General features: G+C 73.4%; 17 protein-coding genes. 11 read left to right on the top strand and 6 right to left on the bottom strand.

The annotated features are described in order from the left end of the window. The first annotated feature begins 197 nt into the window (after positions 1 to 197). The 9 genes from ACIBTX_RS27425 (at position 198) to ACIBTX_RS27385 (ending at position 9,260) form a co-directional block, all read left to right on the top strand. A complete protein-coding gene (locus tag ACIBTX_RS27425; RefSeq protein ID WP_357118443.1) occupies positions 198 to 677 on the top strand; it encodes a helix-turn-helix transcriptional regulator in 480 nt (159 codons plus the stop codon). A 179-nt stretch (positions 678 to 856) separates the two neighbouring features. Next, positions 857 to 3,313: a nitrate- and nitrite sensing domain-containing protein gene (locus tag ACIBTX_RS27420; RefSeq protein ID WP_396833168.1), complete on the top strand. Its 2,457-nt coding sequence runs from the start codon at positions 857 to 859 to the stop codon at positions 3,311 to 3,313. Between the two features lie 16 nt (positions 3,314 to 3,329). Continuing rightward, the gene (locus ACIBTX_RS27415) at positions 3,330 to 3,734 is read left to right on the top strand and encodes a roadblock/LC7 domain-containing protein (protein WP_355051152.1); all 405 of its coding nucleotides are present in this window, start codon (positions 3,330 to 3,332) and stop codon (positions 3,732 to 3,734) included. Positions 3,735 to 3,773: 39 nt separating this feature from the next. Continuing rightward, complete coding sequence (locus tag ACIBTX_RS27410) at positions 3,774 to 4,967, top strand: ABC transporter substrate-binding protein (protein ID WP_363660377.1); 1,194 nt, start codon at positions 3,774 to 3,776, stop codon at positions 4,965 to 4,967. Beyond that, complete coding sequence (locus tag ACIBTX_RS27405; RefSeq protein WP_396833167.1) at positions 4,964 to 5,860, top strand: branched-chain amino acid ABC transporter permease; 897 nt, start codon at positions 4,964 to 4,966, stop codon at positions 5,858 to 5,860. Before ACIBTX_RS27410 ends, ACIBTX_RS27405 begins: the two co-directional genes overlap by 4 nt. After that, entirely contained in the window at positions 5,857 to 6,867 is a 1,011-nt protein-coding gene (locus ACIBTX_RS27400; RefSeq protein WP_357169986.1) for a branched-chain amino acid ABC transporter permease, read from the top strand. The genes ACIBTX_RS27405 and ACIBTX_RS27400 overlap by 4 nt, the downstream gene beginning before the upstream one ends. Then, positions 6,864 to 7,607 carry an ATP-binding cassette domain-containing protein gene (locus ACIBTX_RS27395; RefSeq protein ID WP_357169984.1) on the top strand — a complete coding sequence of 248 codons (744 nt, stop codon included), beginning with the start codon at positions 6,864 to 6,866 and terminating at the stop codon, positions 7,605 to 7,607. Before ACIBTX_RS27400 ends, ACIBTX_RS27395 begins: the two co-directional genes overlap by 4 nt. After that, on the top strand, positions 7,607 to 8,377 hold the full coding sequence (locus tag ACIBTX_RS27390) for an ABC transporter ATP-binding protein (protein ID WP_357169981.1): 771 nt from the start codon (positions 7,607 to 7,609) through the stop codon (positions 8,375 to 8,377). The genes ACIBTX_RS27395 and ACIBTX_RS27390 overlap by 1 nt, the downstream gene beginning before the upstream one ends. A gap of 64 nt (positions 8,378 to 8,441) precedes the next feature. Next, complete coding sequence (locus ACIBTX_RS27385; protein ID WP_396833166.1) at positions 8,442 to 9,260, top strand: class I SAM-dependent methyltransferase; 819 nt, start codon at positions 8,442 to 8,444, stop codon at positions 9,258 to 9,260. A gap of 128 nt (positions 9,261 to 9,388) precedes the next feature. Here ACIBTX_RS27385 and ACIBTX_RS27380 read toward each other — a convergent pair whose 3' ends face one another. Further along, positions 9,389 to 9,754: a hypothetical protein gene (locus tag ACIBTX_RS27380; protein WP_396833165.1), complete on the bottom strand. Its 366-nt coding sequence runs from the start codon at positions 9,752 to 9,754 to the stop codon at positions 9,389 to 9,391. Between the two features lie 541 nt (positions 9,755 to 10,295). Here ACIBTX_RS27380 and ACIBTX_RS27375 point away from each other — a divergent pair. Further along, the gene (locus ACIBTX_RS27375) at positions 10,296 to 11,255 is read left to right on the top strand and encodes a TIGR03557 family F420-dependent LLM class oxidoreductase (protein WP_357118414.1); all 960 of its coding nucleotides are present in this window, start codon (positions 10,296 to 10,298) and stop codon (positions 11,253 to 11,255) included. Between the two features lie 83 nt (positions 11,256 to 11,338). Here ACIBTX_RS27375 and ACIBTX_RS27370 read toward each other — a convergent pair whose 3' ends face one another. The 5 genes from ACIBTX_RS27370 to ACIBTX_RS27350 all read right to left on the bottom strand — a co-directional run bounded on the left by ACIBTX_RS27370 (position 11,339) and on the right by ACIBTX_RS27350 (position 19,782). Then, positions 11,339 to 12,853, bottom strand: coding sequence for a hypothetical protein (locus ACIBTX_RS27370; protein ID WP_357118411.1), 1,515 nt, complete (start codon positions 12,851 to 12,853; stop codon positions 11,339 to 11,341). Positions 12,854 to 13,023: 170 nt separating this feature from the next. Further along, complete coding sequence (locus tag ACIBTX_RS27365) at positions 13,024 to 15,120, bottom strand: amino acid transporter (RefSeq protein ID WP_396833164.1); 2,097 nt, start codon at positions 15,118 to 15,120, stop codon at positions 13,024 to 13,026. Positions 15,121 to 15,207: 87 nt separating this feature from the next. Next, positions 15,208 to 15,609 (bottom strand): hypothetical protein, encoded by a 402-nt coding sequence (locus ACIBTX_RS27360; RefSeq protein ID WP_357118405.1) that lies wholly within the window; start codon positions 15,607 to 15,609, stop codon positions 15,208 to 15,210. A gap of 374 nt (positions 15,610 to 15,983) precedes the next feature. Beyond that, on the bottom strand, positions 15,984 to 16,754 hold the full coding sequence (locus ACIBTX_RS27355; protein ID WP_355051163.1) for a DUF5995 family protein: 771 nt from the start codon (positions 16,752 to 16,754) through the stop codon (positions 15,984 to 15,986). A 136-nt stretch (positions 16,755 to 16,890) separates the two neighbouring features. Then, a complete protein-coding gene (locus ACIBTX_RS27350) occupies positions 16,891 to 19,782 on the bottom strand; it encodes an AAA family ATPase (RefSeq protein WP_357118401.1) in 2,892 nt (963 codons plus the stop codon). Between the two features lie 193 nt (positions 19,783 to 19,975). Between ACIBTX_RS27350 and ACIBTX_RS27345 the strand changes: the two genes are divergently transcribed. Continuing rightward, entirely contained in the window at positions 19,976 to 22,036 is a 2,061-nt protein-coding gene (locus ACIBTX_RS27345; protein WP_396833163.1) for an AAA family ATPase, read from the top strand. The last annotated feature ends 9 nt before the right edge of the window (positions 22,037 to 22,045 follow it).

Here is a 22,045-nt window from a genome sequence, read left to right as displayed (position 1 = left end):
CTATCGGCAGGACGCTGCCGACACCTGCGGACGAGTCGGGCGCGTGGATCTCTCGCGCATTGCGCGACAATTCATCGCGCACGTCTTCACACCCATCGTGTCATGGGTTAAGAATTGCCCCCTATGAATGTCCGGCCCGTCGGTCAATCTCGATCTGACGCCCGTCGCTGATTCGCGGACGCCACGAAGGTGAGCGCATGGAGCACACGCCCCCGCCGAGCGCCGCGTACTCCGCGGCCAGCCAACAGTTCCGGTGGGAGCTGCGCGCCTGCCGGGTACGGCGGGGCCTGACCCAGCGGGCCCTGGCGGACCTGGTGCGGTTCAGCCGGGAGACGGTCGCGGCGGTGGAGTCGGGCCGCCGCTTCGGCAGCCAGGAGTTCGCGGTCCGCTGCGACGACGTGCTCGACACCGGCGGTCGGCTGGCCACACTGTGGCCGCAGGTCGCGGCCGAACAGTTGGCGGCGGACGGTCGACGGGGTCCGCGATCCTCGGACCGCGCTCGCCTCGACCCACCCGTGCCGCGCCAGCGCGGTCGTCGCGACGCGCGCGACCCGGGCGCCGTGGTGGACGCCATCGACGAGCTGCGCGAGTTGATCGGTCAGGTGCTCAGCAGCCAACCCGAGGCGGACGACGCCGCACCCCGGCGCGGGCCGGAGCGCTTCGACGATCAGCCCTGAGCGCGTCCCACACCGGCCGGAGGCGGCACGCCACCGGCCGCTGACTCTGGGTACAGATGCTGGTACGGCCAGTTTGTACCACCGCGAGGTCTGGCCTCCGAGCGCGGGTTCCGGCGGAATGGGACTTGCATTCGGCAAGGTGCGTATAGACCGTCATCGACGAGTCGCGGGAGTCAATCTTGGCGTCGAGCACGAGGTCCCACGCGGCCCGACCCTACCCGACCCGCCAGCGCGGCTGGAAGATCGCCGGCCGGATGCGCCTCATCGTGGCGGCGCCACTGGTCGCCGTCATCGGGTTCGCCGGCCTCGCGCTGACCGAGAGCGCCCGCCAGACGAGCCGGGCCAGCGACCTGGAGGTGTTGGCCCGCCTCGGCGCGGAGGCCGGTGACCTGGCGTACCGGCTGCAACGCGAACGGGTCGCGGCCGCCGACCTGCTCACCAACGCCGCCGCCGAACAGCAGGACGCGTTCGGCACGGAGATGGCCGCCACCGACGCCTCCGTCGCGCGCTACCGCCGCCAGCGCGACCGGGTGCCCACCGACGCCAACGCCCCGCTCCTGCGCCGCGTAGACGCCGCGCTCGACGGCCTGGCACCGCTGCGCACCCAGGTCCGGACGGCCGAACACGCCTCGGTGTCCGCGATGACGTTCAGCTACCGCATCGCGATCGCCGACCTCATCACCTTCCGGGACAACGTCTCGCACGGCGTCGTCAACGCGCGGCTCGCCGACGGCATCCGCGCCTCGGCCGCGCTGTCGAAGACCGCCGAGGCGATCGGCCAGCAGCAGGTCGCCGTCCTGCGGGCCGTGGCGGCCGGCGAGCTGACCCCCGCCACCCAGCAGGACATCACCGCCGCCCGCACCAGCTACACCGAGTCCAGCCTGTCGTTCCTGGCCCTCGCCCCGGCCGAGTGGGGCCTCTGGTGGGAGCAGGCCGGCACCGGCACGGAGGCGCTCGCCCTGCAACGGATGCAGGACGAGGTGAACCGCGCCCAACCCGGATCGTCGCTGCGCCTGGCGACCGCCGACTGGGTCACCACGACGCAACAGCGCGCCGCCCGCCTGGCCGACCTGCGGGGCCGCGTCGACGTGGCGGTGCTCGACGACGTGCGCGCCGCGTACGCCGACCAGCGCCGCCGGGCCGTGGCCGAGGCCGTCGGCGTACTCCTGGCGCTGGTGCTGACCGCCCTGGTGACCTGGGCCGTCGCCCGGCAGATCACCCGCCGGCTGCGACGACTGCGCGACGCGGCCAACGCCGTCGCGTTCGAACAGCTCCCCGCCGTGGTGGCCCGGCTGCAACGCCCCGACAGCTCCAGCGTCGACCCCGACGAGCTGGCCCGCCAACAGTCCACGGCGGCCCTGGAGGCATCCAGCGACGACGAGATCGGCGAACTCGGTCAGGCGTTCAGCGCCGTGCACCAGGCCGCCGTGCGGACCGCCGCCGAGCAGGCCGTGATGCGCGCCAACACCGCCGACATCTTCATCCACCTCAGTCGACGCGAACAGCGGCTCGTCGACGCCGTGCTCGCGCAGGTCGACCGGGTCGAACGGGACGAGACCGAGCCCGACCGCCTGCACCAGCTCTACGCCCTGGACAACCTGGCCACCCGGATGGGCCGGATCAACGCCAGCCTCCTCGTGCTGGGCGGCGTCGGCGTCGGCCGGGTACGCCAACACGACGTCCCCCTGCAACAGGTGCTCCAGGCCGCCCAGTCCCAGATCGAGCACTACCCGCGGATCCGGCTCGGCATGGTCGACGGCGACGTCGCGGTGGCCGCCAAGTCCGTCGACGAGGTCGTGCACCTGCTCGCCGAACTCATGGACAACGCGACGGCCTACTCACCGCCGGGCAGCGAGACCTGGGTGAGCGGCCGCAGCCTCGGCGACCGGGTCATCGTCCAGATCAGCGACGAGGGCGTGGGCCTGCCCCCGCAACGATTGCAGCAACTCAACGAGCTGCTGGCCCGGCCACCCGCCATCGACGTCGCCGCCGTCCGGGCCATGGGCCTGGTCGTCGTGGGTCAGCTCGCCGCCCGCCTCGGCGCGAGCGTCCAACTGCGCCGTGGCCCCCGACGCGGCACCCTCGCCGAGGCGACGCTGCCCGCTGCCATGATCCGGTCACTGCCGCCGGAGGAGTACCTGCTCGCGCCCGGCCGACTGTCCCGGCGGGCCGCCCGCACGTCCGCCGCCCCGCCCCCGTACCGGCCCGGCCCGGAACCCACCGCCGGGCGCGCCCCCGCCACGCGGACGCTGCCGGCGGCGCCCGTGTTCCGCCCGACGCCCCGCCTGGACCCCGCCGACGCGCCCACCGAGGAGCTGCTCATCTTCGAACAGGTCAATCACTGGTTCCACGCCGACGTCGTGGACGCCCCGAACGGCCGCCAGTGGTCCAGCCCCGCCGACGACGCGTGGCAGACCGCCGCCCAGGCCCAGACGCCCGAGGTGGCCACCACCACCACGGCCGGGCTGCCCAAACGACAACCGCAGCGGCATCTGGTGCCGGGCGGCGTCACCCCGCCCGCCCCGCAGCAACGCTCCGAGTACCGCGACCCGGCCCAGGTCGCCACCGCGATGGCCGCGTACGCGCGCGGAGTGGCGGCCCGCCGGCGTACCCCGATCAACCTGAGCAACAAGTGACGGGACAGGAGAGCACGTGACCGACCACCAGGACCTCGGCTGGCTGCTGGACAGCTTCGCCGAGCGCGCGACCGAGGTCAGCCATGCGATCGCCATCTCCAGTGACGGCCTGATGGTGGCCGCCACCCGCGACCTGCCGCCGGACCGGGCGGACCAGCTCGCCGCGACCGGCAGTGGCCTGGTCAGCCTCCTACGGGGCGCGGCGGCCTTCTTCGACGCCGGGGCGGTGATCTCCAACGTCACGCAGCTCGAGGGCGGCTTCATGTTCTCGATGGCCTTCAACGACGGCGCGTCGCTGCTCGTGCTCGCCGCGCCCGACTGCGACGTGGGCAAGGTGTCCTACGAGATGACGGAGCTGGCGAACCGGATCGGCGACGCGCTGACCCCCGCGGCCCGAGCGGCGCTCGCCCGCAGCCGCTGACCCACCGACCGACCCCCTCCCTCTTCCCCTGGAGACGACATGTCCCTCACCACCCCTGCGCGCAGCCGTGCCGTCGGCGCCACGCTGCTCACGCTCGTGCTCGCCGTGAGCACGGCCTGCGCAGACAACGAACCGGCCACGAGCGGCGGCGGGTCCATCAAGATCGGACTCCTCGCGTCGCTGTCCGGGACGTACCAGTCCGTCGGCAAGGAGATCCGCGACGGCTTCGAGCTGTACCTGGACACCCACGACGGCAAGCTCGGCGGCCGGCAGGTCGACCTCGTCGTCGCCGACGAGGGCAACGGCGCCGCGACCGCCGTGCCGGCGGCGACCAAGCTCCTCAAGCAGGACCGCGTCGCCGCGCTCACCGGCATCGTCGGCGGCGGCTCGGTCGCCGGCGTCTACCCGCTGCTACAGGAGACCAAGGTGCCGCTCGTCGGCTCCAACGGCCGACCGGAGATCAAGGACGTCTCCCGGGTGTGGCACACCTCGTACCTCTCCGACGAGCCGGGCGCCGCGATCGCCCAGCACGTCAAGGACGACGTCAAGGGCTCGGTGTACGCCATCGGCCCCGACTACCAGGGCGGCTGGGACGAGCTGCGGGGCTTCACCGAGGCGTTCGCCAAGGCCGGCGGGACGCTCGCCAACCCCGACGGCAAGACCACCTTCACGCCGTTCCCGGCCACCACCAACTTCACGCCGTACTTCGCCCGGATCAAGGCCTCCGGCGCGCAGGCCGTCTACACCTTCTACGCCGGCAGCGCCGCCGTCGACTTCGTCAAGCAGTACGCCCAGTCCGAGATCAAGGACATCCCGCTGTACGCGGCCGGATTCCTGACCGAGGGCGGCGTGCTCAACGCCCAGGGCGAGGCGGCCCGGGACATCTACTCCGTGCTCAACTACTCCCCCGACCTCGACAACGCCGAGAACCGCAACTTTGTCGCGGCGTGGAAGGCCAAGCACGACGGGTCGCCGACGACGTACGCCCTGGCGTCGTACGACGCGGCGGCGGTGCTCGACCGTGCCATCGGGGCCGCCGGCAGCGACCCGACACCGGAGGCGATCAACGCGGAGATCGGCAAGCTCGGGCAGATCGCCAGCCCGCGCGGCGCGTGGCAGTTCTCCTCGGTCACCCACTCGCCGGTGCAGAAGTGGTACCTGCGTCAGGTCCGCCAGGACGGACGGGCGCTGTCCAACACCGTCGTGGGCGACCTCGCGACCGTCGGCCGGTGAACACCGTGGCGGCCGGCACGAACCGGATCGACCCGTACCTCATCCCGGCGCTGGACGGTGTCGCCTACGGGCTGCTCGTGTTCGTCGCCGCGGCGGGCCTGGTCTTCTGCTTCGGCGTCGCCAACATCCTCAACCTGGCACACGGCATGCTCTACGCGATCGGCGGCTACACCGCCGCGGCGGTGCTCGACGGCGGCTGGGCGAGCCTCGCGCTGGCTCTCGGCGTCGGTGTGCTGGCCGCCGCCGCGGCCGGCGTGGTGCTCGCCGGGCTGCTCACGCCGGCAGCCACCGGCAACCACCTCACCCAGGCGCTGCTGACCTTCGGGGTGGCGCTGGCCGGCGGCAGCCTCCTCGTCGCCGGTTTCGGCCCCGACGACCCGCAGGTACGGGTCCCGGCCGCCCTCGACGGGTCGGTGGCGGTCGCCGGGCACCGCTACGCCGCGTACCGGCTGGTCTTCATCGTCGTGGCGGCGGCGCTCGCCGCCGGTCTCTACCTGATCGTGCGGCGGACCCGCGCCGGGATGCTGGTCCGCGCGGCCGTGGACGACCCGGAGATGGTCGCCTGCCTGGGCGTGAGCCCGACACGGATCCGCGTCGGCGTGCTCGCCGCCGGTGGCGCGCTGGCCGGCGCGGCCGGGGTCCTCGGCGCGCCCATCATCGGCCCCGGCGCGGACACCGCCGACACGGTACTGCTGCTGTCGCTGGTCGTCGTCGTCCTCGGTGGGCTCGGCTCCATGGTGGGCACCCTGCTCGCGGCCCTCGCCGTCGGCGAGATCCAGACGCTGGGCGTGGCGCTGCTGCCGTCCGCCGCGCCGTTCCTGCTGTTCGCCGCCATGGCCGCCGTGCTCGCCGTCCGGGCGCGCGGTCTGGCCCTGCACTGGGCGGCGACGTGAGGGACGGAGTGCTCCGCCGGGTACGCGCCACCATCGCGGTGCTCGTCGTCGCCGGCCTGATCGTGGCCCCGTGGGTGGTCGACGACTACACCGCGGCGATCCTCGCCCGGACCCTCGCGCTGGGCCTGGTCGGGGTGAGCGTCGCGCTGCTCACCGGGGTCGCGGGCCTGCCCACCCTGGGTCAGACGGCGCCCTACGCCGCCGGCGCGTACGCCAGCGCGGTGCTCGGCAGCCAGGTCTCGGACGTCGGCGTGGTGCAGGTCGCCGTCGCCGCGCTGGCCGGGGCGACGCTCGCCGCGGTGACGCTGCCGCTGGTCGTGCCGGCCCGGGGCGTCATCGTCCTGATGATCACCCTGGCGATCGGCGAGCTCGTCGTGACCGTCCTCGGACGCTGGCGGTCGGTGACCGGCGGCACGGACGGCCTGGCCGGAATCACCCCGGTCCGTCCGCTGTGGGGACTGCCGGTGCTGGCCTCCGACCGGGCCCGGTACGTCTACACCCTCATCGTCGTGGCGGCGCTTGTCGGCGCGGTCCTGCTGCTGGTGCGCACCCGCGGCGGACTGCTGCTGCGGGCCGCCCGCGACGACGAGGCGCGGCTACGGGCCAGCGGGCACCGGGTGCCGCTGTACCTGTCCGGCGCGCACGTCGCCGCCGGGGCGATCGCCGGCGCGGCCGGCTCCCTGCTCGTCGTCGCCCAGCAGTACATCTCCCCCGCCGACTTCGGCTTCGACACCTCGGCGCTGCTGCTGCTCGGCGTCGTCATCGGGGGCACCGCGTCGGTCGGCGGCGCGCTGGTGGGCGCGGTTCTCGTCATCGCCGTACGCGACTGGTTGTTCGGGGTCCTGCCCGGACACGCGCCGCTGGTGCTGGGCGCGCTGTTCGTGGCGACGGTCTACCTGCTGCCCACCGGCGTCACCCGGGTCCGCCGCCCTCGGTCGCGGCAACCCGTCCCCACGCTGGACCGCCCGGCCGCGGCAGCCGCCCGCACACCGGAGCTACGGGTATGACCTGCCTGCTCAGCGCCGAGAAGGTCACCGTGCGGTACGGCTCGCTCGCCGCGCTCACCGACGTCGACCTGTGCGTGCACGACGGCCAGCGCCACGCCCTGATCGGGCCCAACGGGGCCGGCAAGACGACCCTGCTCAACGTGCTCGGCGCGACGACCCGCCCGCAGCACGGCACGGTGCGTTTCGCCGGGAGCGACGTCAGCCGGCTGGGGCCGGCGGCCCGGGCCCGCCGCGGCATCGACCGGACACACCAGCGGCCCGCCGTCTTCGCGACCCTCACCGTCAGCGAGAACATCGAGGTCGCCGCGCTGCCCCGGACGGTCCGACCACACCGCTGGTGGCCCGGTGGAACCCGGGACGCCGCCCGACGGCGCGCCGCCGCGCTGCTCGATCAGCTCGACCTGTCCGACCTCGCGACGGTACCCGCCGGTCAGCTCGCACACGGGCAACGCCGACAGGTGGAGATCGCGATGGCCCTCGCCGGCCGTCCCCGCCTGCTGCTGCTCGACGAACCGGCGGCCGGACTGTCCGCCAGCGAGGTCGGCCGGCTCGCCGAACTGCTGGCGGCGCTGCCCCGGCAGGTCGCCGTGCTGCTGGTCGAACACCACCTGGACCTGGTGTACGCCCTCTGCGACACCGTCACCGTGCTGCGCGACGGCCGGACGGTGGCCGCCGGCACACCGGACGAGATCCGTACCTCGCCGCTGGTGCGGCGGGCCTACGCCGACGGGGTGTCCTGATGCTGTACGTGGAGCGGCTCTGCGCCGGCTACGCCGGGGGGACCGTGCTGCACGACGTCGACCTGCGGGTGGCGGCGGGGACCATCCAGGCCGTGGTGGGTCGCAACGGCGCCGGCAAGAGCACCCTCGTGCACACCATCGCCGGGCTGGTGCGCGCCTCCAGCGGGCGCGTCGAGATCGGCGGCGTCCGCGTGGCCGGACGGCAACCCCACCGGGTCGCCCAGTCCGGCGTCGGCCTCGTACCGCAGGGCCGGCGGGTCTTCTCCCGGTTGACGGTGGCCGAGCACCTCGTCCTGGCGGCCGCGCCGTGGCGGACCGCGACACCCGGCGGCGAGGGTTGGACGGTGGCCCGGATCCTCGAGCTGCTGCCGCGCCTGGCGGTACGGCTGCGACACCGCGGCTGCGAACTCTCCGGCGGCGAGCAGCAGATGCTGGCCATCGCCCGCGCGCTGCTCGGCCAGCCACGGGTGCTGCTGCTCGACGAGCCCTGTGAGGGGCTCGCGCCCGACCTGGCCGCGCGGGTCCGCGACCTCGTCGGTCACCTCGCCGCGAACGGGTTGACCGTGCTGCTCGTCGAGCAGCAACTCCGCCACGCGATCGAGATCGCCGACCGGGTGGCGGTGCTGGAGTACGGCCGGGTGGTCTATGACCGGCCGACCACCGAGGCGCGCAGCGACCCGGGCCGCCTGGAGGCGATGGTCGGCATCACCGCCACCCGCACACCGCCGGGCACCGGAGCGAGCCCACGGCTCTGGGCCGACACCCCGTAGTCAGCCGGCCCCCGCGTGCGGGGCCGACACCCCGCAGTCACCCACTCGGAGAGGCGGACGACGTATGGCGACCCCGACCAGCGACGGGACGTACACCTTCGACAACGGCGCACCGGACGCGGTACCGCAGATGCGGGCGCTGGAGTCCTTCCTGGACCCGATCACGATGCGCCGCCTGGCCCGTCCGGTCCTGCGCCTCGGGTCGACCTGCTGGGAGGTCGGTGCCGGGGGCGGCTCGATGGCCCGGCGGATCGCCCGTGTGGTCGGCGGGGACGGCAGCGTGCTCGCCACCGACATCGACCCCACGCACCTCGTGGCCGACGGCAACCTGCGCGTACGCCGGCACGACGTCCGCGCCGATCCCCCGCCCGGGGACGCGTTCGACCTGGTCCACGCCCGGCTGGTGCTGCTGCACCTACCCGAGCGCCGGCGGGTCCTGCGTACCCTCGCCGGAGCGCTGGCCCCCGGCGGCTGGCTGGTCGTGGAGGAGTTCGACTGCACCACGCCGGTACGGGTGCTGACCGCGCCGAGCGACGACGCGGCGAAGCTGTTCGCGCAGGTGATGGACACCATGATGGGGGTGCTCCAGGACCACGGCGCCGACCTGGGGTGGGCGCAGGACGTGCACACCGAGATGACCCTCGCCGGCCTGGCCGACGTCGACACCGTCACCCATTCGCAGAGCTGGGCCGGCGGGTCGACCGGCACGTCGCTCTACGAGACGAACTCCCGCCAGTTGGAGCCGGACCTGCTGGCGGCCGGCCTGTCACCGCAGCAGCTCACCGCCTTCCGTCGACTGGTCCGCGACCCGGCGTTCGCCGTCATGAGTTACCACTTCGTCTCCACTAGAGGCCGCCTCGGTGCCACCCCCCACACCCCCTAAACCGTCCTAGGACACCACCCCTCCCTGCTCGGCCGTCGACGTCCCATGGAGGGCTTTGTCAACGCCCGGGACGACCGCGGGCCCGTTACCCCCGACGCCGGGGGTAACGGGCCCATCTGCGAACTGGCCTACCCGAGACAGGTGACGACGGCCGTAAGGGTTTGAGCCGTGGTTCCCCGGTTGGAGCCTCGTACCGCCCAGCCGTTGCCCGACGCGAACGAGTCAGTGAGGAAGATGTCGAACGCGGATGTCTGTCCGCCTCCTCCGGTGACGATCGTGCCAGCGGGGCAGGTGGCGAAGGAGATATTGTTCGCGCCCGCCACCACTGTTACGGGAGTCCCTGTCGTTTGCGACAGTGCGGTCATCCCGGACGGCTTCTTGCTCGCGGCGGGACTGGTGTCAGCCGCGTTCGCCCCGCTCAGAGGAACGATCAGCAGAAGACCGCTGACCGATAGTGCCGCTGCGCCGCTGATGAACAACTTCTTCTTCTGCACGCCTGGTTCTCCCCTCGAGACATTCGACCGGACGGTCCGCAGCAGGCTACTAACAGTCAGCGATCGGGTTACATCGATGTATTCAGATCTACAGATGGGCAAAAATTCATCATATGACCCCGGCCGGCAACAAAGACGTGACCGATCTTGACCTTCCACCCACTCACCGACGTGGGCACCGGGCCGGATCCGGCACCGGCAAAAGATCCACCCCGCCGCAGCGGGAAGCCCGAGAGTCGATGTACGACCCCGGCGTCCAGGTAGGGCCCCCAGCCCCGCGACGCCCGCATCACCGCCGAGAACGACGAGCACCCACCGTCGGCACCGACCGCCTCCCACGAGCCGGGAGCCCGGAAGACAGCTGAAGTGGCTGCCCGGAAAACCCTCAGCCTGCGGACCCGACCCAGGTGACGGGCCTAGATCAACTGCCTGGAATGTTTCCGGTGTGTGAAAACGACGGGCGGGCCCATGGCGCTGGTTTGTCGGTCTTGCGGTCGGGAACCGACTGCCGTCAGGGCCGGGACGGAGCGGGGGCGCGCCAATGCAGATCGGCTACAAGCTGGCCTCGGAGGGTTTCGGGCCGCAGGAGATCATCCGGCAGGCCGTCCGGGCCGAGCAGGCCGGTTTCGACTTCGTCGAGATGAGCGACCACTACCACCCCTGGCTGGAGGCGCAGGGCCACTCGTCCTTCACGTGGAGCGTGCTGGGCGCGATTGCGGCGCGCACCACCACGCTGCGCCTCGCCACCGGGGTGACCTGCCCGACGGTGCGCTACCACCCGGCGATCATCGCGCAGGCGGCAGCCACCATGGGGCTGATCTCCGACGGACGGTTCACCCTCGGCGTCGGGGCCGGTGAGCGGCTCAACGAGCACGTGGTGGGGCAGGGCTTCCCCAGCGTACGGGGACGGCACGAACGGCTGCGCGAGGCGCTGGAGATCATCCGACTGCTCTGGCAGGGCGGCTACCGGTCGTACGAGGGGCGGCACCTGCGCCTGGAGGACGCCCGGGTCTTCGACCTGCCGGACACCCCGCCCGTGATCGCCGTCGCGGCCAGCGGGGAGGCGTCGGCCCGGCTCGCCGCCGAACTGGGCGACGGACTGTTCGCCACCGATCCGGACGCCTCGGTCGTCGAGCACTACCGGCGCGCCGGCGGATCGGGCCCCCGCTACGCCGAGGCGCCGCTGGCCTGGGCCACCGACGAGCAGCAGGCAGTGCGGGCGGTGTTGCAGACCAGCCGGTGGATGGTCACCGGCTGGAAGGTGATGAGCGAGCTGCCGAACCCGGTGAACTTCGACGCGGCGAGCGCGCACGTCGAGGAGAAGCACGTCCGGGCGCTGTTCGCCGTCGGCCCCGACCCCGAGGCGCACGTGGCGAAGGTCCGGTCGTACGTCGACGCCGGATTCGACCACATCGTGCTGCAGAACGCCGGTCCGGACCCCGACGGCTTCCTCGACTTCTTCGCCACCGACCTGTCCGGGCGGCTGCGCGCGCCGAGCTGACCGGCCGCGCACGAGCACGAGCACGCCCGCCCGGACGGCTGTCCGGGCGGGCGTCTGCGCTCAGGATTAAGGACGGGTCGAACTCAGCGGAAGCAGTGCGCGATCGGTACGGCGCTGCCCTCGCAGTTGGTCGGCTCGTTCTCGACGACCACGCTCTCGTCGTCGATCTTGACCTGGGCGTGCTCGGCGAAGATGCCGCCCGGCTTCACCGTGGCCGCGTTGTGGGTGACCTTGCTCGTGTAGAGCGCCACCGCGCCCGCGGTGGCGTAGATGCCGCCACCCCTGGACGTCGCGCCGACCGCCTCGTTGCCGGTCACGTCGCTGCCGCGCACGAGCAGGTTGGACTTCTCGGTGTAGATGCCGGCCCCGATGCCGTGCGTGGTGTTGCCGGCCACCACGCTGTCGTCGAGGGGCAGCAGCCCCTTGACGGTCGAGATGCCGCCGCCGTTGACGGTGGAGGTGTTGCCGCGGATGGTCATCTTGCGCATCACCAGCACCGCGTCGGAGTTGGCAGCGCCGCCGCCGACCTGTGCGGTGTTGTTCAGCAACTCGGTGTCGTACACCTTCGTCCGGGCCGAGAAGCTGGCCAGGCCGCCGCCCTGCCCGGCGCTGTTCTGCGCGAAGCTGGTGCTCTCCACGTCGGCCGCGCCCCGGTAGTTGCCGAGCCCGCCGCCGTAGCCGTTGGCGCTGTTGTGGTGGAACTCCGAGCGCTTGAGCGTCAACACGCCGCCGTTGAGCAGGCCCCCGCCCTTGCCCGCGGCGCCGGAGGCGCTGTTGCCGATGAAGGTGGAGTCGGTGACCACCATGTTGCCGTCGTTGAAGATCCCACCGCCGCCGCCCTCGGGCGACAGCGATGTGCTCTGGGTGACGGTGACCCGTTCCACCACGGCCGTCGCGCCGTGCACGACGTGCACGCTTCCGCCCTCGATGGCCGAGCGGCCGTTGTGCAGCTCGACGTCGCGCAGGGTCAGCTCGCCGCCGTCGCGGACGGTGAAGAACCGGAACGCCTCGGCCTGGGCGTCGCGCGCGATCGTCGCGCCGGCGCCGTCGATGGTGATGGGCTGGTAGATCACCGGCAGGCCGGCCGTGTCGTCGGCCGGGTTGTGCGGCGGGGCGTCGGCGTCCCCGGGGGTCTCCGCCGCGTCGGCCTGCTCCCGGGCGTCGCGGATGCCGCCGTCGTACTGGTCGGTCTCGTGGAACGCCTCGGTCAGCGTGTACCGGCACCGGGGCGCGAGCCGCAGCTCGGCGCCGCCCTCCGCGTTGGCCGCCACCAACGCGGCCACCAGCTTCGCCGCGTCGCAGGGCACCTCGACCACGCCATGCTTGCCGGTACCCGGCGTCTGCGGCCGGGCCCGCTCGGCGTCGTCCCCGCCGCGCTCGGGGGTGGACCCGTCGCCGGAGCGTCGGTCGTCGTCGCGGTCGGCGGCGGTCAACCGGCCCAGGACGCCGAGGGAGAGGTCACGGTCGGCGGCGGCGGCGACGCCGGCCACCCCGGCCGCGCCCACCACCAGGCTCCCCGCCAGGAGCCCGCCGGCTAAGAACCATCGGGACCGCCGTCGAGGTCGAGCTGGGCGATCTCCTGGTCGGTACGTGGACATCCGGTTCCTGCCTTCCTGCGTACGTGCCGTGACCGCGTCCCATTCGGGCGCGGGGGGCCGGACGTGCCGCCGACCACCAGAGGTCACGATATGACCGCAATCCGGACAGTGAGGTGTGAACGTGAATAGTGCTGCCATTCATCTTTTTCGGTACCAGACGGCGCGTGTCCTCAGCCGCCGACGTGGATGCCGGGGCGGCGCAGCGGGTCCGGCTCGGTGCGGCGGATGATCTCCCGCACCACCGGCGGGGTGTCCCCTCGGCCGAGGATCAGGTACCGCAGCAGGTGCGCGATCGGGCTGCCCTCGGACCACTCGAAGTGCGCGTGGGGGCGTACCCCGGTCGCGTCGCGCAGCGCCAGCAGGATCGCGGCGATCGCGTTCGGCGCGGCCGCGCTGCTGGCCCGCAGCACCCGGAAGCCGCCCACCTCCACCCCGTGCACCCGCAGCACCTGGCTGAATCCCGACGGGTCCACCACGTCGATCTCCAGGAACAGCACGTCGGACGCGCCGGGCACCGGGTTCATGCCGCGCTGCGCCCGCTCCTTGAGGGTGTACTCCTTCAGGGACCCGCCCTGGCGCTTGTTCGCGATCAGGTGCAACTGACCGTCGTGGGCGAGCGACTCGGTGATGAACCGTCGGGCCGCCTCGTCGAACTCGATCCGTTCGGCGCGCAGCTCGGTGGTCCGGGTGACCCGGGAGACCAGGGACACCGCGATGATGCCGAGGATGAACAGCGCCGAGATGGTGATCCCGTCCGGCTTCTCGATGACGTTCTCGACCAGGGCGTACAGCAGCACCAGCGTCAGCACGGTGAAGCCGATGGCGCCGCCGCGCTGACGGCTCCGGACCGCGGAGATGGCCACCGCCACCGCGCCGGACACCATCATCGCCAGGATGCCGGTGGCGTACGCGCCGGCCTGGGCGTTGACGTCGGCGCGGAAGGCGACCGTGATGGCGACGCTGACGACGGTGTAGACGATCACCACCGGACGTACGGCACGAGCCCACTCCGGGGCCATGCCGTACGAGGGCAGGTAGCGGGGCACGATGTTGATCAGCCCGGCCATCGCCGACGCGCCCGCGAACCAGAGGATGAGCACGCTGCTCAGGTCGTAGACGGTGCCGAACCCCTCACCGAGGTACGTGTGCGCCAGATACGCCAGCGCCCGTCCGTTCGCCGCCCCACCCGGCCGGAACTCGGCGGCCGGGACGAGCGCGGTGGTCACGAACGTCGTCGAGATGAGGTACACCGACATGATCAGCGCGGCGGTGGTGAGCAACCGCCGGGTGTTCCGGATCCGGGCGGCGAGCCGGGCCTGCCGGTCCGGTCCGTCGGCCGCCACCAGGGGCATCATGCTGACTCCGGTCTCGAAGCCGGACAGGCCCAGCACCAGCAGCGGAAAGGCCAACACGGCGGTGAGCAGCACGTCGGCGGGTCCGCCGCCGCTCGCCGTCAGCGCCGCCGTCCAGTTCGACACGATGGTGGGATCGCGGGCGATCCGGGCCACCGCGACCACCACGATCACCGCGTTGAGCACGAGGAACACGGCCACCAACGGGATGGCGACCACCACCGCCTCACGGAAGCCGAGCAGGAACACCCCGCCGAGGACGAGCAGCAGCGCCACGGTGAGCAGCACCGGCACCGCCGGGCCGTGCAGGGCGTCCGGCAGGAACGGGTTCTCCAGCAGGTGCACGGTGGCGTCGGCCGAGGACAGGGTGATCGTGATGATCCACGAGGTGGCCACGAACCCGAGCAACACGAGCACGAAGATCTTGCCCCGCCAGAACGGCAGCAGCCGCTCCAGCATCGCCACCGAACCCTGCCCGTGCGGACTCTCCTGGGCGACCCGCCGGTACATGGGCAACATGCCGAACAGGGTCAGCGCGACGATCAGCAGGGTCGCCAGCGGAGACAGCGCGCCAGCGGCCACCGCCGCGATGCCCGGCAGGTACGACAGGGTGGAGAAGTAGTCCACGCCGGTCAGGCACATCACCTGCCACCAGGCGTGCCGGCGGTTCTGCCCCTCGCTCGTCTCCGGGCCCGGCGGCTGCACCTGGTGCTCGAAGAGCCACCGCCGCAGCGGGCTGGCCGGCGTCGTCGAGCGGGCCGGGCTGTCCACCCGCTCCGGCACCACGACACCCGGCCGACCGCCCGGGTGCGGCCGGGCCGGGTCGCGGGCCGCGCGCAGGGCCGGGTCCGGCCCGGTCGGCGTGTGGCGTCGTCCGCCCCAGCGTCGCGGTCTCGCCCGGTGCTCGTCAGCCATCGCCCGTCCCACCCTCGCAGGTCCTGATCCGACCGTAGGTGCCAGCCCACGGCCCGAGCGGCCGAACGGGACAGGTAGGTGGGCTGCTCAGGGCAGGTCCGGTCCGCCGAGCAGCCGAGCCAGGGCAGCCGGGTCGGCGACGGTGACCGTGGCCGCCGGGTGCCGGGGCCAGCCCGCGGGCGACAGGGCCGGCACCGGTACGCCGAAGCGCACGCAGACCCCTGCCCGCGCGCTGCTGCCGAAACTCACGCCGCCGTCGGCCAGCGACAGGCGCGGGCCGATCACCCGCCACCACCGGTACGGCCCGCCGACCTCGGCGCCGAGCACGTTGTCCCGGCCGGTCCGCAGCCGCCACGGCCCGTACCGGATCTCCAGGTCCCGGTCGTCGACGGCGACCCAGGCCGTCGCCGGGCGGACCCCCACCAGCGCCAGTGCCGGACGGAACGCCGCGTCGAAGCGGAACGGAAGCCGGGTCGGCACGTCGGTCATCGGGCACCCGGCCGGGCAGCCGGCCGCGAGACCGGGCCGCCCGGACGCAGCGGACCGGGCCGCGCGGGACGAGGTCGGGCAGCGGGACGACGCCGGTCCAGGACGGTCATGGCGCGGGCGTACCCGGAACTCATCGGTCGACACCCCCGGATTCGCCGCACCCGCCCCGCACCCGCCGCTCCCCCGTCGCCGGCCGGCACCCCCCGGGCCGGCCGACGACGGCAGACGGTCGACACCCCCCGGGCCGACCGGCCGACTACCCGGTCGCCGCCGACGGGTGCCGGCGGACCGCGCGGGTAGGTGGAGCGGGCGGGTGGTTGCGCCCCCGCGCTCCGCCGCCCCCACGGGCGGAGCGCGGGGACCCCCCGTCCCGGCTACTGCAGGAACGCCCCGAGGGGCGAGAGCAGCAACCGTCCAAGCGCAGCGGCGTTGTCGTCCAGCCGCAGACGCTCGCACTCTCGGGCGTCCGGATCGTGCCGGCACCGCCAGATCTTCTGCGCGTTGCGCCACGCGACATCGCGGGTGTACTCGACCAGTTCCCCCTGGTACCAGTCGTCGATGTCGCCGTTGAGCATGTCAATGAGCAGCTGCCACCGCTCCAGGTAGCCCCGGCGCAGACCGGGGATCTTGTCGGCGAAGATGTTGTTGATCTCGAGGTAGTCGTGGTGCTGGTCGGTGCCGTCGACCGGCTCCGACTCGAGGTGGTCGAACGTCGTCACCAACGCGAACGGCAGGTCGAAGTTGATGTGCGCGTTCACACCGGCCGCCGCCGACGGCAACGGGCGGGCGTCGGGCCCCCGCATCCGCGAGAACAGACACGACCACGCCTTCGGCGTGCCCGGGCTGGAGTCGGTCCAGAGCCGCAGAGCGTCGAAGTAGCGGGCCGCGAACTCGACGTCCAGGCGGGAGAGGAAGACCGGGTCGACGAAACGGTCGTCGTACAGGCCGTCCAGCACACTGCTGGTGATCGTCAGGTACAACCTGTTGAAGTCGGCGAGCGGGCAGCTCGCCTCCAACGGAGGCAACCGCACCAGCAGGTCCTGGAGCTTCGTGAGATGGTCGACCACCGCCGGCACGTCCGCCGGGTGATCGGCGAGCAGGTCGACGATGTCCCGGTGCACGGGCCCCCAGACCGGTTCGGTCATCTCTCCTCCATGATGGTCGTTGCGCCTACGCGACGCCGTCGACGGGGCACAGCCTCTCAGCCGGCAACCGCCGCCGGGATCAGTAGAACGACGTATCCCCGGCGCACACGCGCGCCGGGGATACGTAGTGGGTTGGTCAACCGCGCGCGCTACGCAGGTGGATCGCGCTGGCCTGCACGCGGGTGCGGACCTGCAGTTTGTCGAAGATATGCGACACGTGCACGCCGATGGTCCGCTCGCTGATGAACAGCCGCTGCCCGATCTCCCGGTTGGTCAACCCCTCGGCGACGAGCGCGAGAACCTCCCGCTCCCGCGCGGTGAGAGTCGCCAACTCGTCGTCGGCCGGCTCGACCGAGCCGGCGCCGTCGGCGCTGTCCCGCTCCTGAAGGGACACCCGGGCCCGCCCGGCCAGCTCCCGGATCTCCGAGGTCAGTGGCACGGCGCCCAACGCCTGGGCCACCCCGTACGCCTCCCGGAGCAACTTGCCCGCGGTGGCCACGCGGCTCCGTCGGGCCAACAGGGCCTCAGCCTGGCGCAGCCGCGAGTACGCCGCCGGGTAGGGGTGGTTACGCCGGTCCCACTCGGCGACCGAGGTGGCCCACAGCTCCGGGTCGCTGCCGTCGAGGCGGCTCACCTCGGCGGCGCACAGCGCCAGGAAGCCGTCCACCACCGACCGCACCGGTCGGGCCGCGGCGGCGCTCTTGCGCGCCACCCGCTCGGCCACGTCCCGCAGCCGGCGTACCGCCGTCGGGTCCACGTCGACGGTACGGCTGGCGTGCGCCTCCGCCTCGGCGCGCAACCCGTGCCAGACCAGCGCGGACAGGATCGTCACGTCGTCCGAGCGACTCTCGGTGAGGCCGCGCTGCACCGCCTGGCGAGCCACATCGTGCCGGCCCTCCCACATCGACAGCCCGGCGCGCAGCGTGAGCAGCGGGATGACATGTCGGGCGCCGCCCCCGGCCAGCACCGTCGCCACCGCGTCGAGGTCCCGGTCGGCGGCCGCGATGTCGCCGTAGCCCACCGACAGCCGGCACCGGGCCAGCAGCAGCTCGACGGCGTCCGCCCCGGACGGTCGGTGCCGCAGCGCGGCGGCCACCACCTTCTCCGCCTCGGCCCACTGCCCCACCCGGAACAGCCCGTTGGTGGCGATGGCCAACAGGCGGGTCTCATAGGTACGCCCGAGGCCCAGCTCGGCCACCCGCTCGGCGCCCCGGCGGGCCACCACGACACCCTCTTCGAGGATGTTCAGCGGCCCGGTCAACAGCTCCGCCAGGTGCAGGTACGCGCAGGCCACGTCCTCCGGCTGGCCGGAGCGCTCGGCGGTCTCCAGGGCCTGACGCACGACGGCCAGCCCGGCCTCCGGGTCCTCCAGGTACGCGTCGCTGAAGCCGAGCGCCGAGCTGGCGAGCACCACCTCGGTGGTGGACCCCTCCACCTCGGCGGCCAACGCCAGCGCCTCCCGCGCGCGCCGGCCCGCGTCGGCGTACCGGCCCAGGTGCAGCAGCAGTTCGGCGAGCCGCGCGGCGGCGGTCGCCCGTTCCCGTGGCGAGCAGTCCGACGCGTCGAGGGCCCGCTCGTACTCCTTCTCGGCGAGGGCGGAGCGGCCCGCGGCGGCGAGGTATCGCGCCCGGCGGATGTGCAGCGCGCAGCTCGGCGCGCCACCCCGTACCGCGACCAACTCCTCCAGCAACGCCAAGGCGCGGGCGTGCTCACCGCAGTGGTGGGCCGCCTCGGCCGCGTTACCGAGCAGCTCGACCCGGTCCACCTCTGGCGAGCCGGAGTCGCCGGCCAACTGCAACGCGACCGTCCAGTGGCGGTGCGCCTCGGCGTAACCGTGCAGCCGCTCGGCCTCCTGCGCGGCGCCCACCGCGGCCGGCAACGCCCGGGCCGGCTCGCCGGCCAGCCGCCAGTGATGCGCCAACCGGGCCTGCCGCAGCTCGCCCGGCGCCGCGGTGAGCGCCTCGGCGTAGCGGCGGTGCAGCCCGGAGCGTTCGGCGGGCAGCAGCTCGTGCGCCAGCACCTCGGCGACGAGTCGGTGCCGCAGCCGGTAGCCGTCGTCGGCGCTGACCAGCAACCGGTGCGCGACCGCGGCCCGCGCGGCCTCGATCAACTCGCCGTCGGGCAGGTGCAGCACCTCGGCCAACAACCAGTGCTGCACGGGCTCGACGCCGGCCGCCACGGCATGCACCACGGCGTGCGCGTGCTGCGGCAACGCGTCGACCCGGTCGAGGAAGATCTCGCGCAGCGTCTCGGACAGCCCGTCCCGCCCGTCCCGCAGGTCGCGGGCCAGCTCCTCGATGACGAACGGGTTGCCGCCGCTGCGCTGCCAGACCTGCTCGGCCGCCTCGACGGCAAGCGGCCGGCCCACCACCGCGGCGGCGAGCTGTTCGGTGTCGGCGCGGTCCAGCGGAGACAGGTCGAGCACCCGTACCGTCCGTAGCCGGCGCAGCTCGGTCAGCACGCGGCGCAGCGGATGCGCGCCCTGCAACGATTCGGCGCGTACCGCCGCCAGCACCGAGAGTTGCAGGTCGCCCAGACCCGCCAACAGGTACAGCAGGAGCTGCCGGGTGCTGCGGTCGACCCACTGCAGGTCGTCGAGGATCAGCACCAGCGGTCGTCCCTCGGCGATCAGGTGCAGACCCCGGGAGACGCGTTCCAACAGGGTGCCCGCGCCGTCCGGGCCGCCGGTCTCGTCGGCGAACACCTGCAACAGCCCACGTACGGCCGAGGAGGTGCGCGCCTGCGCGGCGGTCAGGTCGGCGTCGAAACGCCGCAGCGCCTGGAGCAACGGGTGCAGTGGGGAGGCGTCGCCGATGTCCAGGCAACTGCCGGTCAACACCAACGCGCCCGCCGCACGCAGTCGGACGCCGACCTCGCCGAGGATCCGGGTCTTGCCCACACCGCTCTCGCCGGTAAGGAAGACGGCGGCCGTCTGTCCCTGTGCCACGTCACCGAGAAGCGCCGACCGAACCGTCTGTACCAGCTCGGCCCGGCCCACGAGCGGTGCGGTGTCCACATCGCTGGCCATGGCACGCAGCCTAATCACAGGCCCCCCGACCGTTCTACGGCCATCTGCCGCTTGTGGTACTCCTCGCGTCGACATTGCGACTAAAGGTTGCGGGCGGCCGACATACGTCGTTCTGCCGATCCCCTGTCGGCCCAGGGATGCCAATCTCCGAGGGTCGTCAGCCCATCACCCGGGAAGGTCGGGTGCGCCACCCATGATCACCATCGTCGCCGACACACAGCGGACCGACCGCCCACACTGGCCGGTGCCCGAGGAACGCCGGACGGTCAGCGTCCTCTTCGTCGACATCGTCGGCTCCACCGCGCTCGTCGACCAGCTCGACCCCGAGGACGTCCGCGCCCTGCAACGGGCCTACTTCGAACGGGTCGCCGGGGTGCTGCGCCGCTGGCAGGGCGTGGTGGAGAAGTACGTCGGCGACGCGGTGATGGCGCTGTTCGGGGCACGGCACTCCGACGGCTTCGACGCGTACCGGGCGGTGCGGGCCGGGCTGGAGATCCAGGCCGCGCTGGACCGCCGTCCCATCCTCGGCGAGATCACCCTGCGGGTGCGCGTCGGGATCGCCACCGGCGAGGTGGTGGTCGACCTGGGCGACGCGGTCAGCGGTGGTCACGGCGTGGCCAGCGGCGCGGTGATCACCACCGCGGCCCGCCTACAGGGGTACGCGGCACCCGGCGGTGTCGCGTTGTGCGCGGTCACCGCGCGGGCCACCGCCGGCCTCATCGCCCAGCGTCAACTCGCGCCGATGCCGGTGGCCGGCCGGTTGGCGCCGATGCCCGTGTGGCACGCCAGCGGTCCCGCCCGTCCCGGCGCCGACCGGCACGACGGCCCGCTCATCGGGCGTCGCCGCGAACTGGCCGGCATCGGCGAGCAGGTGAGCGAGGCCCTGCGGACACGCGAACCGCGCTGGATCTCCCTCGTCGGCCCGAGCGGCAGCGGCCGTAGCCGGTTGCTGCACGAGCTGAGCCGGACGCTGCACACGGTGGACGGGCTGCCGGTGCGCTGGTGCGTGGTGGGCTGCCCGCCGTACCCCGATCAGGTGCTCGCGCCGGTCGCCGAGCTGGTCCGCGTCCTGGCCGGCACCCGCCCCGGCGACGGCCCGGCGGCGGTCCGCGAACGCCTGACCGACGCCCTGACGCCGCTGTACCCGCCCGACCGCGTCGCGGCGGCGGTGCCGGCGCTGCACCGGCTGCTGACCACCCCGGACGCCTCGGTCGAGGCGCTCGCCGCGGCGGCGATCTGCCGCGACGCCCTCCTGCGGCTGGCCGCCCATCGGCCGCTGGTCGTGGCCGTGGACGATGTGGACCGCGCCGCGCCGGCCGTGAGTCGCTTCCTGCACGACCTGTTCACCGCGGCCACGGTGCGGGGCGTGCCGCTGGCCGTGCTCACCGTGCACCAGCCGCAGTGGGCCGACACCCGGCCGGGTCCCGCCCGGCGGGTGCCGATCCGACCGTTGGCCGCCGTCCAGTCCGGCCGCCTCCTGCGGCACCTGCTGACCCGCGCCGGGCAGCCGGTGGCCCTGGTCGACCGGCTGCTGCCGCTGGTCGGCGGCCGGCCCGGGCACGCCGTCGCATACGTCACCTCGATCGCGGCGGGAGCGGACCCGACGACGCTGCCCGAACCGGTACGTCGCAGCACCGGCGCCGAGCTGGACCGGCTCGGCGGTGAAGGCCGGGCGGTGCTGATGGCCGCCGGCACCCTCACGGGCCTGCTCTCCGGCCCGGCCGTCGACCAGGCGCTGGGGTGGCGGCCGGGGAGGTCCGCTCCCCTGCTGCGCGCCCTCGTCTCCGCCGGACTGCTGCGCGACGACCGCGTCCGCGGGTACGCGTTCGTCGCGCCGGCGTTGCGTCAGGTCGCCGCCGAGCGTCTTCCCCACGCCCTGCGCGCCGTGCTCACCCGGCGGGCCGCCGAGAATCCGGCATCCGACACCGTCGGCGGCCTCGCGGCGCTGCCGCCCACCGGTCAGCAGCGGCGAGAGGCCAACGCGGCGGGACCGACGCCCGACCGCGCGCCGATTCTCCGACCGCTTCCCACCGCCCCGGAGGCCCCCACGCCCGCCGCGCCGACGCGGCCGGCCGACCATGCGCCGGTCCGCCGCCGACTACGCGCGGTCACCGGGGACGACGTTGCGCCGGTGGGAACGAGCGCCCCGACGCCCGTCGGCCGCGCCCGGACGGCGCTTCGCCCCGGCCGCGCCCGGACCGGATTCCGATTACCGGTGACGCCTGCGCCGGGCGACCTGGCCGCCGCGGCCTGACCGCGGCGA

The organism is Micromonospora sp. NPDC049359, assembly GCF_044466585.1.
GTDB lineage: Bacteria > Actinomycetota > Actinomycetes > Mycobacteriales > Micromonosporaceae > Micromonospora.
This window is presented reverse-complemented; position numbering and strand designations above follow the sequence as displayed.